The sequence below is a fragment of the Saccharopolyspora pogona genome (assembly GCF_014697215.1).
In the GTDB taxonomy this organism is placed as follows: Bacteria; Actinomycetota; Actinomycetes; order Mycobacteriales; family Pseudonocardiaceae; genus Saccharopolyspora; species Saccharopolyspora hattusasensis.
Genome location: NZ_CP031142.1, coordinates 5,854,272 through 5,866,426 on the forward strand (window position 1 = coordinate 5,854,272; position 12,155 = coordinate 5,866,426).

Annotated in this window: 10 protein-coding genes; 3 read left to right on the forward strand and 7 right to left on the reverse strand. The window is 69.0% G+C overall.

The features are described from left to right. Window positions 1–57: 57 nt before the first annotated feature. Together DL519_RS27110 and DL519_RS27115 are read left to right on the forward strand one after the other, a co-directional pair. Complete coding sequence (locus tag DL519_RS27110; RefSeq protein WP_190818924.1) at window positions 58–969, forward strand: ABC transporter ATP-binding protein; 912 nt, start codon at window positions 58–60, stop codon at window positions 967–969. After that, window positions 966–2,141 carry an ABC transporter permease gene (locus DL519_RS27115; RefSeq protein WP_190818925.1) on the forward strand — a complete coding sequence of 392 codons (1,176 nt, stop codon included), beginning with the start codon at window positions 966–968 and terminating at the stop codon, window positions 2,139–2,141. Before DL519_RS27110 ends, DL519_RS27115 begins: the two co-directional genes overlap by 4 nt. A gap of 178 nt (window positions 2,142–2,319) precedes the next feature. Here DL519_RS27115 and DL519_RS27120 read toward each other — a convergent pair whose 3' ends face one another. The 3 genes from DL519_RS27120 to DL519_RS27130 form a co-directional block, all read right to left on the reverse strand. After that, window positions 2,320–3,624 carry a citrate synthase gene (locus DL519_RS27120; protein ID WP_190818927.1) on the reverse strand — a complete coding sequence of 435 codons (1,305 nt, stop codon included), beginning with the start codon at window positions 3,622–3,624 and terminating at the stop codon, window positions 2,320–2,322. A gap of 383 nt (window positions 3,625–4,007) precedes the next feature. Continuing rightward, window positions 4,008–4,934, reverse strand: a complete 927-nt coding sequence (locus tag DL519_RS27125) for a carbohydrate kinase family protein (RefSeq protein WP_190818929.1) — start codon at window positions 4,932–4,934, stop codon at window positions 4,008–4,010. Between the two features lie 17 nt (window positions 4,935–4,951). After that, a complete protein-coding gene (locus tag DL519_RS27130) occupies window positions 4,952–5,551 on the reverse strand; it encodes a TetR/AcrR family transcriptional regulator (protein WP_190818930.1) in 600 nt (199 codons plus the stop codon). A gap of 139 nt (window positions 5,552–5,690) precedes the next feature. On the opposite strand from DL519_RS27130, the gene DL519_RS27135 reads away from it, so the two are divergent. Continuing rightward, window positions 5,691–6,836 (forward strand): acyl-CoA dehydrogenase family protein, encoded by a 1,146-nt coding sequence (locus DL519_RS27135; RefSeq protein WP_190818932.1) that lies wholly within the window; start codon window positions 5,691–5,693, stop codon window positions 6,834–6,836. A 166-nt stretch (window positions 6,837–7,002) separates the two neighbouring features. On the opposite strand, the gene DL519_RS27140 is transcribed toward DL519_RS27135, so the two are convergent. From DL519_RS27140 to pdxH, 4 genes are all read right to left on the reverse strand, one after another. Continuing rightward, a complete protein-coding gene (locus tag DL519_RS27140) occupies window positions 7,003–7,923 on the reverse strand; it encodes an aldose 1-epimerase family protein (protein WP_190818934.1) in 921 nt (306 codons plus the stop codon). A gap of 60 nt (window positions 7,924–7,983) precedes the next feature. After that, window positions 7,984–9,378, reverse strand: a complete 1,395-nt coding sequence (locus DL519_RS27145) for an APC family permease (protein ID WP_190818936.1) — start codon at window positions 9,376–9,378, stop codon at window positions 7,984–7,986. A gap of 105 nt (window positions 9,379–9,483) precedes the next feature. Beyond that, entirely contained in the window at window positions 9,484–10,782 is a 1,299-nt protein-coding gene (locus tag DL519_RS27150; RefSeq protein ID WP_190818938.1) for an MFS transporter, read from the reverse strand. Window positions 10,783–11,109: 327 nt separating this feature from the next. Continuing rightward, window positions 11,110–11,763, reverse strand: a complete 654-nt coding sequence (gene pdxH, locus DL519_RS27155; protein WP_190818940.1) for a pyridoxamine 5'-phosphate oxidase — start codon at window positions 11,761–11,763, stop codon at window positions 11,110–11,112. Between the last annotated feature and the right edge of the window lie 392 nt (window positions 11,764–12,155).

A 12,155-nucleotide genomic window follows, 5' to 3' on the forward strand; every position in this document is an offset into this window, starting at 1 on the left:
ACGGATTCGGCCGTGACCAGGCACAATCGCCTTTCGAGACCAACCGAGGGAGACGGGATGCCTGATCGCGAATTGGAGATCGACCGGATCTCCAAGCGCTACGGGAACGTCACCGCGCTGCGGGAGATGACCTTCACCGTGCGCGCGGGTGAGATGTTCGGATTCGTCGGCAGCAACGGCGCCGGCAAGACCACCACCATGCGCATCGCGCTCGGCGTGCTGTCCGCCGATTCCGGCGAGGTGCGCTGGAACGGCGCGCCGCTGGACCTGCAGGCCCGCCGCCGGATCGGCTACATGCCGGAAGAACGCGGCCTCTACCCCAAGATGAAGGTCGCCGACCAGCTCGCCTACCTCGCCGAACTGCACGGGATGTCCGCGAAGGACGCCGCGGCCGCGGCCGAGCGGTGGACCGAGCGGCTCGGGCTGGGCGCCCGCCGCGACGAAGAGGTGCAGAAGCTCAGCCTGGGCAACCAGCAGCGGGTGCAGCTGGCCGCCGCGCTGGTGCACGACCCCGAGGTGCTGATCCTCGACGAGCCGTTCTCCGGACTCGACCCGGTCGCCGTGGACGTGATGAGCGCCGTGCTGCGGGAGAAGTGCGATTCCGGGGTGCCGGTGGTGTTCTCCAGCCACCAGCTCGACCTGGTGCAGCGACTGTGCGACCGGATCGGGATCGTCCGCAGTGGACAGATGGTGGCCTGCGGCAGCGTCGCCGAGCTGCGCGACCAGGGGCCGACCACGCTGGTCGTCGACGCCCCTGACGCCCAGCCCGGCTGGGCCGACGGCGTGCCCGGCGCCGAGGTCGTCGAGGTCGCTGGCGGCCGGACCACGCTGCGGCTCGCCGACGACGCGGACGACCAGGCGGTGCTCAAGGCAGCGCTGGCCACCGGACCGGTCCGCGAGTTCACCAGGAACCGGCCCACCCTCACCGAACTGTTCCGCAACGTCGTCACCGAGGAGCCCGCCGCATGAGCCCCGTTTGGTTGGTCGCCCGCCGGGAGATCCGCACCCGCGTGCGGACCCGCGGATTCATCATCGGCACCCTCTCCATCATCGTGATCATGGGCGCCTACGCGGGACTGATGACGTTCATCGGGAACCAGGCCAGCACCACGAAGATCGGCGTCACCGCAGAGGCCGCGGCCATCGGCGAATCGCTGAAAGCGGCGGGCCCGAACTTCGGCAAGTCCTTCGAGATCAGCACGGTCCCGGCCCCGGTCGCCGAGCAGCAGGTGCGCGACGGCGACCTGGAAGCCCTGATCACGGGCACGCCGGAGGAACCGCGACTGGTCGTCAAGCGCACCCCGGACGACTCGATCCAGGCCGCGCTGAACGCGATCGTGCAGCAGCGGACGCTCGACGCCGAGCTCGCACGCTTCGGGCTGGACCCCGACGCGGTCCGCGCCACGGCCGAGAGCGCCCACGTCGCCGTGACCAGCCTGGAGACCGAGGACCCGCACCGCGTCGAACGGCTGGTCCTGGCCATCGCGGCCGGCGTCGTGCTCTACATGTTCATGATCATCGCTGGTCAGATGGTCGCGCAGGGCGTCGTGGAGGAGAAAGCCAGCCGGGTCGTCGAGCTGCTGCTGTCCACGATCAAGCCGACCCAGCTGCTCGCCGGGAAGGTCGTCGGCATCGGCCTGACGAACCTGCTGCAACTGCTGATCATCGCCGGTACGGGGCTGCTGGCGGCAGGCGTCGGCGGCATGTTGACGCTGCCGTCTGCGGCGCTGGCGAGCACGCTCGCCTGGGCGCTGGTCTGGTTCGTGCTCGGGTTCTTCACCTATGCGACGGTCCTCGCCGCGGCCTCCTCGCTGGTGTCGCGCCACGAGGAGCTGCAGAACGTGATCAGCCCGGTGATCACGGTGCTGGTCGTGCCGTTCGTCATCGGCGTCTCGATGCTGCCGAGCTCGCCGGACAGCACGTTCGCGGCGGTGCTCTCCCTGGTCCCGGGCTTCTCGCCGACGCTGATGCCGATGCGCATCGCGCTCGGCGTCGCCGCCCCCTGGGAGATAGCGGTGGCCACCGTCCTGAGCATCGCGGCCATCGCCGTCCTGCTCCGCCTCGGCGGCCGGATCTACTCCAACGCGGTGCTGCGCACCGGCTCCCGAGTGAAGGTCCGCGACGCCCTCCGCGCGTCCTGAACCGCGATTTCGATGGAAATCGAACCTCAACCTCTGATTTCCATTGAAATCGCACTGGGACCGGCAGGTCGAGCCGTTGTTCAGACACGGATCGGCCCCGGGGACCGGCCGAGAGGCCGGTGTCCGGGGCCGCTGGTGGGTCGGTCGCGTCGGCTACCGACTGGATTCAGGTTTCGATTCAGCGCTGGTTGATCGCCTGATAGGCGCGTTCCGGCGAACCGGTGTACACCTGCCGCGGACGGCTGATCTTGCGGGCCGGGTCCTCCAGCATCTCGCGCCAGTGCGCGATCCAGCCGGGCAGCCGGCCGAGCGCGAACAGCACGGTGAAATACTTCGTCGGGAAACCCATCGCCTTGTAGATCAGGCCGGTGTAGAAGTCGACGTTCGGGTAGAGCTTGCGCTCGATGAAGTAGTCGTCGGCGAGCGCCTTCTCCTCGAGCTTCAGGGCGATGTCCAGCAGCGGGTCGTTGGCCCCGAGCTTGCCGAGCACCTCGTCGGCGGTCTTCTTGATGATCGCCGCGCGCGGGTCGTAGTTCTTGTAGACCCGGTGGCCGAAGCCCATCAGCCGGACGCCGGGCTCCTTGTTCTTCACCCGGTTGACGAACGAGTCGACGTCGCCACCGTTGGCCTGGATGCCCTCCAGCATCTCCAGTACCGCGCTGTTCGCCCCGCCGTGCAGCGGTCCGAACAGGGCGTTGATGCCGGCCGAGATGCTGGCGAACAGGTTCGTCTCGGCGGAGCCGACCATCCGGACCGTCGACGTGGAGCAGTTCTGCTCGTGGTCGGCGTGCAGGATAAACAGCAGGTCGAGGGCGCGGGCCAGCACCGGGTCGACCTCGTAGGGCTCGGCAGGGAAGCCGAAGGTCATCCGGAGGAAGTTCTCCACCAGGCCCAGCGAGTTGTCCGGGTAAAGGAATGGCTGGCCGACCGACTTCTTGTAGGCGTAGGCCGCGATGGTGGGCAGCTTGGCCAGCAGGCGGACGGTGGACAGCTCCACCTGGTTCTTGTCGAACGGGTTGAGGCTGTCCTGGTAGAAGGTGGACAGCGCGGAGACCGCGGAGGACAGCACCGGCATCGGGTGCGCGTCCCGCGGGAAGCCGTCGAAGAACTGCTTGAGGTCTTCGTGCAGCAGGGTGTGTCGCCGGATCCGCTCGGCGAACTCGTCGTACTGCTGCTGGGTCGGCAGCTCACCGTAGATCAGCAGGTAGCTGACCTCGATGAAGTTCGACTTGGCCGCGAGCTCCTCGATCGGGTAGCCGCGGTAGCGCAGGATGCCGGCGTCACCATCGATGTAGGTGATGTCGGAGAGGCAGGCCGCCGTATTGACGAAGCCCGGATCCAACGTCACCAAACCGGTCTGAGCCAGCAGCTTGCCGAGGTCCACCCCGGGGGCGCCCTCGGTGGGCTGCTTCACCTGCATTTCGTGCTCGCCGGCGTCATAGCGCAGCGCGACGGTACGTTTGGCGGTCACGTCGTCGGGCATTCGGGAACCTCTCGCGCTCGTCGGGGTGCGCTGTCAAGACGACCAGCGCTGCCGGCCAAGCGGCAGGGCTGCGTCGTCGCCTGCGCGCCGGTCGGGGTGTCCGAACCGCCGCAGCACCACCCCGTTGGGGTCCTGTCACTAGTCACGCTAGACCGCAGTGGGGCCCCTGCGCAGCTATCGCGTTTCGGCTTTTTGCAGGTGGGACCACGATCACATCACATCGGGCCGATCGCGGCGGATGATTTTCGACCCTCTGGAGCCGAGCGGTCCGTTCATTGTGACCAACAAGCCCGTCCGATCGGGCTAACCATATTTGGACCATTCGGTCTCGCGCGGTTTACCTCACAAGGTGGCTTCGCGCACGTCGTAGCGGTTTCGGTCCATCAGGACAGCTCGGCGGCCCACGGCGGTTCGGCACCCGGCCGGGAGACGGTGACCGCAGCCGCGGCCGCGGCGAACCGCAGCGCCCGTTCCCACTGCGCCCGGTCGAGCGCCCGTACGGCGTCCGCCGACAGGGCGTCGTTGCGGTACAGCCAGGCCAGCAGGGCGGCCTGCACGGTGTCGCCCGCGCCGATGGTGTCGACCACCTCGGCGCGCACGCTCGGCACCGTCACCTCACCGTCGCCGGTCACCGCCGTCAGCCCGTCGGCTCCCCTGGTCAGCACCACTGCGGCCGGGCCCTGCTGCTGCCATTCACTGGCCGCCGCGAGCACGTCCTGGCCGCCCGCCAGCCATTCGGCGTCGTCGTCCGAGACCTTCAGCAGCCCCACCGACGGCAGCCAGGAGGCGAACCGCGCGCGGTAGGCGTCGGGGTCGGCAATCAGGTCGGCGCGGATGTTCGGGTCCAACGCGATGAACCGGCCGCGCGCGGCCTCCCGGAACAGCACCTCCTCGTACACCGAGGCGCCGGGTTCGAGCACCATGCCGAGAGTGCCCAGGCAGACCGTGGTGGTCCGCTCCGGCAGCGGCCGGGCGGCGACGAAGCGCGCGGCGGTGCCTTCGGTGTGGAAGCTGTAGCGGGCCGAACCGTTCTCGGCCAGCCCGACCACGGCCAGCGTCGTCGGCTCCGGGCCGCGCTCCACCAGCTCGACGTCCACATTGGAGAGACGCAGCCGCTCGAACAGCTTGTCCCCGAACTGGTCGGTGGACAGCCGGGCGAAGAACCCGGCCGGAATCCCCAGCCGCCCCAACGCGATCGCGACGTTGTACGGGCCCCCGCCGAGCCGGGGGTGCAGCGGTCCGAGCTCGCCGTCCGCGGTGGACGGATCCGGGACGAGGTCGACGAGCGCCTCACCGCCGATGACGATCACATTTCCTCCACTGTGTACTAGACCTCCGGCCCGGCGGTCAGCCCGCCGAGCAGGAACTGCGACAGCGCGGCGAAGGCCGCCGCGTCCGACAGGCCGGTGCGCTCGCCGATCTCCCCGCGCTGGATGCCGACGATGGTGCGGCCGACCATCTCGCCGACGAACCCGGCGTGCACCTCCCGGAACACGCCCTGGCGCACACCCTCGCGGATGAAGCCGCGGATCCGGTCGGCGGCCGCGTGCGCGTTGGCCTCGTAGGTCGCGCGGGTCGCGATGTTGGCGGCCATGTCGTCGATGAACTCGCGGGACGCCGGCCGCAGTGCCTCGGCCGCCGCCTCCAGGTACAGCCGCACCTCATCCCGCACGTCGTCGCTGGCCGCGACCCGCTGCTCGACCAGCCGCGTGGCGCCCTTGAAGTAGTGCGCGACAACGCGGACCGCGAGCTGCTCCTTGCTGCCCGCCAGGGTGTACAGCGTCGACTTGGAGCAGCGCAGCCGGCCGGCGAGGTCGTCCAGCGTGAAGTGCGCGAACCCCTCCGCGAGGAAAAGGTCGCGCAGCCGATCCAGCAGCTCGGCCCGCCGCGCGTTCACCGGCCGACGGCGGCCTTCGGAGGTGGTCATCGGTGGAAGCCTGCCACAGCCCTCGCAACAGTTGCTCGAAGTTTCCGCTCCGAACTTTCACGGTACTCATGAACGCCCTACAGTACTGGCAACAGTACTACCGTCAGCTATCACAATGGCCTCAGGAGCGCGAACCGCCATGCCCGTCGAACGCCTGCTTCCCACTTCAGAAGCCACCGACCTGCTAGCGCTGACCCGCGAAATCGCCCGCGACGAGCTCGCCCCGCGGGTCGCCGGCGACGAAGCCGCGGAGACGTTCCCGCGCGACGCCTTCCGCCTGCTCGGCGAGTCCGGCTTCCTCGGCCTGCCGTACTCCGAGGAACACGGCGGCGGCGCCCAGCCGTACGAGGTGTACCTGCAGGTCCTCGAGGAGCTCAGCAGCGCCTGGATGACCGTCGGCGTCGGGCTCTCGGTGCACACCATGAGCTGCTACCCGCTGGCGCACTTCGGCAGCGCGGAGCAGCAGTCCCGGTGGCTGCCGGGGATGATCGGCGGCGAACTGCTCGGCGCGTACGCGCTGTCCGAGCCGCACGCCGGCTCCGACGCGGCGGCGCTGAACACCCGGGCCGTGCGCCAGGACGACTCGTACGCCGTCAACGGGGCCAAGGCCTGGATCACCCACGGCGGGATCGCGGACTTCTACACGCTCATGGCCCGGACCTCGGACGACGGGCCGCTCGGCATCAGCTGCCTGCTCGTCGACGCCGCCACGCCGGGGCTTTCCGCGGGCCCGCCCGAGCACAAGATGGGGCTCACCGGCTCGCCGACCACGCCGCTTTACTTCGAGGACGCGCGGGTGCCCGCCGAGCGGCTCGTCGGATCCGAAGGTCAGGGGCTGAAGATCGCGCTGTCGGCGCTGGACTCCGGTCGGCTCGGCATTGCGGCGTGCGCGGTCGGGTTGGCGCAGGCGGCGCTGGACCTCGCGGTTGACTACGCCAAGCAGCGGCAGCAGTTCGGGCGGCCGATCATCGAATTCCAGGGGTTGGAGTTCCTGCTCGCGGACATGGCCGCGGCCGTGCACTCGGCGCGAGCGACGTACCTCGACGGCGCGCGGCGCCGGGACGCCGGGCTGCCGTTCGGGCAGCAGGCGTCGGTGGCGAAGCTCGTCGCGACGGACGCGGCGATGAAGGTGACCACCGACGCGGTCCAGGTGCTCGGCGGCGCGGGCTACACCCGGGATTTCCCGGCGGAGCGCTACATGCGCGAAGCGAAAGTCCTGCAGATCTTCGAAGGCACCAACCAGATCCAACGCATGCTGATCGCCCGCCACCTCGCGAAGCCCTGACCTCGTCCGCAATTTCAATGGAAATTGCGGCAGTTATCCACAACCTCCGGTGTGTCGTGCACCCGGCACCCCGTAGTTCCGCAATTTCAATGGAAATCGAAGGTCCGATTTCCATTGAAATTGCGGACAGGGGAACCGGGATTCCGCGTTGCGGAAGGGATTGGTGTCAGAACGGGTTGAGGCCCCAGTGGCCGATCCAGTTCTCGCCGGGTTGCAGGACCAAGAGGTCTTCGCCGGAGTTGAACGCGTTCGGCGGGCAGGTCATCGGCTCGATCGCGATCGCCCTGCCCCGGCCCGGGAAGTCGTCCGCCGTGTAGACCTGCACCCACTTGAACACCGGGTCGGCCCAGAGTTGGACGCCGTGCCCGCTCGGATCAGTGAGCGTGTGCCGCACGAACTCGTCGCCCGGCGCCGGGGTCGCGCCGCCGAAAGCCGTGTCGAGCAGCACACCAGCCAGCCTGCGCCCGGTGCGGAAGTCCATCTCGTCGCCCTGCAGGGCACGCGGCGGTCGCGCGGGGAGCAGCCGCTGCGCGTCCACCGGCAGCACCGTCGACGCCGCCAGCCGGAGCGTGCAGTCGTCGGTTTCGGCGTTGCCGGCGCGCGGGTAGGGATGCACGCCGACCCCGAACGGAACCGCCCGCGACCCCAGGTTCTCCACGGTGTGCGTCACCGTCAGGCCGTCCGCGTCCAGGGCGTACCCGATGGACGTCAGCAGCGGCACCGGCCAACCCGGCTGCGCGGGCACCATCGCGTGCAGGACCACCGTCGACTCGGCGTGCTCGACGAGGGTCCACGCGGTGTGCCGCAACAGGCCGTGGATCGCGTTGTGCCGCGCGGGCTCGGTCAGCGCCAACTGCTGCGGTTCGCCGTCGAACCGCCAGCGCCCGTCGGCGACCCGGTTCGGCCACGGCACCAGAACTCCGCCGGCACCGGCTGGCGGCAGCCGGTCCGCGTCATAGGTCTCCGCGTACGGCACGCCGTCGACCTCGAAGACCCGAAGCGCCGCACCGACTTCTGTGATCACGGCGCGCGAGGCTCCGGACGCGATCTCGAACTGCCGCCCGGTAGCGGGAACAGGATCATGCACCTGCCAACTGTACGGCCGGTGCGGCGATCGGGTCACCGCGAACGGTGACCCGATCGGGACTCACTTGTTCAACGCCTCGGCATCGAACTTCGTCTGGCCCTTGATGAAGTAGTTGATCAGCCAGAAGATCACGCCGATCCCCAGCAGCGCCCCTGCGATGTAGTACTCGGTCGCCGGACGGCCCGACAGCGGACTGGCGAAGAACGCGCAGAGGATCGCGCCCAGCACCGGGACCCAGGTGGGCGCCTTGAAGTGCTGGTGCTCCACCTTGTCCTTGCGCAGCACCAGAACCGCCACGTTGACCACCGTGAACACCGCCAGCAACAGCAGTGACGTGGTGCTGCCCAGCGAACCGATGTCCAGGAGGCTCACCAGGATCAACGCGATGATGCTGGTGAACAGGATCGACACCCACGGGGTCCGCCGGGCCCGGTGCACCTTGCCGAACACCGCCGGGACGATGCCCTCGTTCGCCATGCCGTAGACCAGGCGGCTGGCCATCAGCATGTTGATCAGCGCGCTGTTCGTCACCGCGAACAGCGCGATGATGGAGAAGACGACCGGCGGGAACCACGGCGCCGCGGCCTGCACCACGAGCAGCAGCGGCCCGCTCGACCCGGCCAACTCGTCGGTGGGCACCAGCGTGGAGGTGATCAGCGCGATCACCAGGTAGATCGACGCCGTGATGGTCAGACCGAGCAGCAGGGCGCGCGGGAAGTTCTTGGTGGGGTCGCGGGTCTCCTCGGCCATGTTCACCGAGTCCTCGAAGCCCACCATCGCGAAGAACGCCAGCGCGGTAGCCGACGTGATCGCCAGCAACGGCGTGGTCTCGGTGTTGAGCTGGCCCAACCGGCTCGGGTCCGGAACCAGGTCCGGGTTGCTGTTGCCGACAAAGATCGCCCACAGGCCGCACCCGATCACGATCAGCAGGCCGGTGAGCTCGATGCAGGTCAGCACCACGTTCATCTTCACCGACTCGCCGACGCCGCGGAAGTTGACCGCCGCCAGCAGCAGCACGAAGCCCAACGCCACCAGCAAGGACGGCACGCCCTCGCCGAAGATCGCGTCCAGGTAGTCACCGCTGAACGCTTGTGCGGCCGACGAGGCGGACGTGATGCCCGAGCACATCACCGCGAACGCGATGAGGAACGTCAGGAAGTGGATACCGAACGCCTTGTGGACGTAGAGCGGCGCGCCGCCCGCCTTCGGGTACTTGCCGACCAGTTCCAGGTAGCTGAACGCGGTCAGGAAGGCGACCACGAACGAGACCAGGAACGGGATCCACAGCGCCCCGCCGACCAGGCCGGCGACCTTGCCGGTCAGGGAATAGATCGTGGTGCCGAGGATGTCTCCGACCACGAAGAAGAGCAACAGTTTCGGGCCCATCACCTTCTTGAGGCCAGGCTCCTGCGCACCGCCGGGCGCAGCGTCGTTCACTGTCTGTTCGTTGGCCATAGCAGAGAAGTGTGCAGGGTGGTTCGTCCGGTTGTCTGCCCACCCCTGGTCGAACCGCACTGCTGCGGCCGGATCAAACGGGGCAAGGTGCCCATTCCGGCGCCGTCATGCCTGCTCGGCGGCCGGGGCTCGGTAGCGCCAGAACGCGGGCAACAGGACCGCCGCGACCACCGCGCCGACGACGACCAGGGCCCCGCCCGCGATGATGGTGGTCGAGGTGCCGACCGCCGCGCCCGCCAAGCCGTGCACCGTGTCCGCCAGCCGCGGCCCACCGGCGACGACGACGGTGAACACGCCCTGGATGCGGCCGCGCATCTCGTCCGTGGCCGCAGCCTGCATGATCGAACTCCGGTAGACCATGCTCACCAGGTCCGCCCCGCCGCCCAGGGCCAGGAACAGCACCGCCAGCCACAGCGAATCGGCCCAGCCGAACCCGATCACCGCGATGCCCCACGCGACGACGCCGGCAGTGACGCCGACGCCGTGCCGCGTGATCCGGTGCAGCCAGCCGGAGAACACGCCGAACGCGAACGCGCCCAGCGGGATCGCCGCGAACAGCCAGCCCAGCGCCGCGCCGCCGCCCGGCGGATCGCCGAAGGTGCGCTCCGCCATCTCCGGGAACAGCGCGCGCGGCATGCCGAACACCATCGCGATGATGTCCATCAGGAACGACGCCAGCAGCACGGAATGCATTGCCAAGTAGCGGAATCCGTCCAGCACCGCGCGCAGCCCGGCGCGCTTCGGGGCGCCTTCCTGCGGCGGCAGCGGCGGCAACCGGAACACCACCCACAGCGCCGCGCACAACGCCACCGCGTCGACCAGGTACAGCACCGAAAGCCCCAGCATCGGCAGCAACATGCCGGCCAGCAGCGGCCCGATGATCGAACCGAACTGGAAAACGGTGGCCCCGAGCGCCTGCGCCGACGGCAGCAGGTGCACCGGGATCAGCCGGGCGATCGCGGCGCCGCGAGTCGGCATGTTCACGGCGAAGAACGTCTGCTGCGCGGCGAAGAGCACCAGCACGAGCCAAACCGACCGGACGTCCGCCGCGGCCACCAACCACAGCAGCACGGCGCTGCCTGCCAGGCCGCCGTTGGTGATCAGCAGCAGCTTGCGACGGTCGACGGTGTCCGCGATCGCGCCGCCCCACAGGCCGAACACCAGCAGCGGCACCAAGCCGAAGATCCCGGCGAGGCCGACGTAGGCGGAAGAGCCGGTGATGTCGTAGAGCTGCTTGGGCACCGCGACCGCGGAGAACTGCGCGCCGACGGCGGTGACGATGTTGGACACCCACAGGCGGCGGTACGCCGGGTACCGCAGCGGCCTGGTGTCGAGGAAGACCTTGCTCAGCAGGGACCTGATGGATCGACGGGACTTGGTCGGGGCTCCGCTGCTGGGTTGCACAGATGCAAAACCCTAGTGATTAGACCGGCTAACGGCATGCCATTTCCGGGCCCGTGTGACCGATGTCTAACGGGTTTCCGTCGAACCGGACAAAACCCGCCCAAAACTGGCCGGGACCAACACGGCCTCGATCACCTGCGAAAACGCCGGTCTGGCCGATGCAGGGCGCGATTTCCCGAGAAATCACGCCAGCCCCTCGCCCGGCAGCCACCCCCGAGATGACGCTTCGCGCCGCTGTCTTTTAGACCCGGGTGGTGCGCATTTCCTCGCGAGAATTGCGCACCACCCGGGTGACCCAGCTCAGGGGCCCAAGCTCAGGGGCCCAGCTCAGGGGGCGAGGCGTTCGACGGTCCAGAGGTCGTTGGAGCGGCGGAAGCGCAGACGGTCGTGCAGGCGGTCCGCGCGGCCCTGCCAGAACTCCACGTAATCCGGGCGGATCCGCCAGCCGCCCCAGTGCGGCGGCACCGGCACCTTCTCGGCGTCGGCGAAGCGTCGCTGGATGCCGCTCAGCGACGACCGCAGCGCGTCGCGGCCAGCGACCACCTGCGACTGCGGCGACGCCCAGGCACCCAACTGGGAGCCGCGCGGGCGCTCCGCCCAGTACTCGGCGGTCTCGGCGGGCGACACCTTCTCCACCGTGCCGCGCACGTTGACCTGGCGCTGCAGGCCCAGCCACGGGAAGGTCGCGGCGGCCACCTGGGTGGCCTTGAGGTCGTGACTCTTCGCCGAGGTGTAGTTGGTGAAGAACACCACGCCGCGCTGGTCGAAGCCCTTGCAGAGCACGGTGCGCGAGGACGGGATGCCGTCGGGGTTGGCCGTGGCCAGCACCATCGCGTTCGGCTCGATGAGGTCGGCCTGCACCGCTTCGTCGAACCACAGCTGGAGCTGCTCATGCCAGGTGGCGGCGAGCGACGACTCGTCCAGCGCCCCGGCCTCGTAGGACACCCGCATGGACGGCAACGCGACGTTTGCCTCCGACATGCTTTTTCCTCCCTGACTCGCCCGGCAGTGGCACGACTCGACTTCTCCGGCTGTTCGCCGGACGGTACGGGTTGGACGGCCGGCACGACACGATTGGTGGCTGCCAACCACGCGTACGACGGTAAACGGGATCCGAACGGACGCCGAATCAATGGTGCTACACGATCGATTCCGCAACCGATGCAGTGATCGTTCCCACACCCGTTCGGACGCCCGCGCGACCATGAACGACCGCCGGAACCGCACATCCCGCACCTCCCAGGAAAACGCCCCTACCGGCCGAAACAGACCAATTGCGCGGGTCCCGCGAGCGCCGCGCCCGCCCCGAACGCGAGCACTTTCGGCGAGTCGTGGAGGCCGGGGAAGTCAGCCCGTTCCATGTCCTTGAAGCG

Excerpts from the sequence above, each read along its gene's own strand:
- DL519_RS27110 (WP_190818924.1), top strand. The coding sequence starts at position 58 with ATGCCTGATCGCGAATTGGAGATCGACCGGATCTCCAAGCGCTACGGG.
- DL519_RS27115 (WP_190818925.1), top strand. The coding sequence starts at position 966 with ATGAGCCCCGTTTGGTTGGTCGCCCGCCGGGAGATCCGCACCCGCGTG.
- DL519_RS27120 (WP_190818927.1), bottom strand. The coding sequence starts at position 3,624 with ATGCCCGACGACGTGACCGCCAAACGTACCGTCGCGCTGCGCTATGAC.
- DL519_RS27130 (WP_190818930.1), bottom strand. The coding sequence starts at position 5,551 with ATGACCACCTCCGAAGGCCGCCGTCGGCCGGTGAACGCGCGGCGGGCC.
- DL519_RS27135 (WP_190818932.1), top strand. The coding sequence starts at position 5,691 with ATGCCCGTCGAACGCCTGCTTCCCACTTCAGAAGCCACCGACCTGCTA.
- DL519_RS27145 (WP_190818936.1), bottom strand. The coding sequence starts at position 9,378 with ATGGCCAACGAACAGACAGTGAACGACGCTGCGCCCGGCGGTGCGCAG.
- pdxH (WP_190818940.1), bottom strand. The coding sequence starts at position 11,763 with ATGTCGGAGGCAAACGTCGCGTTGCCGTCCATGCGGGTGTCCTACGAG.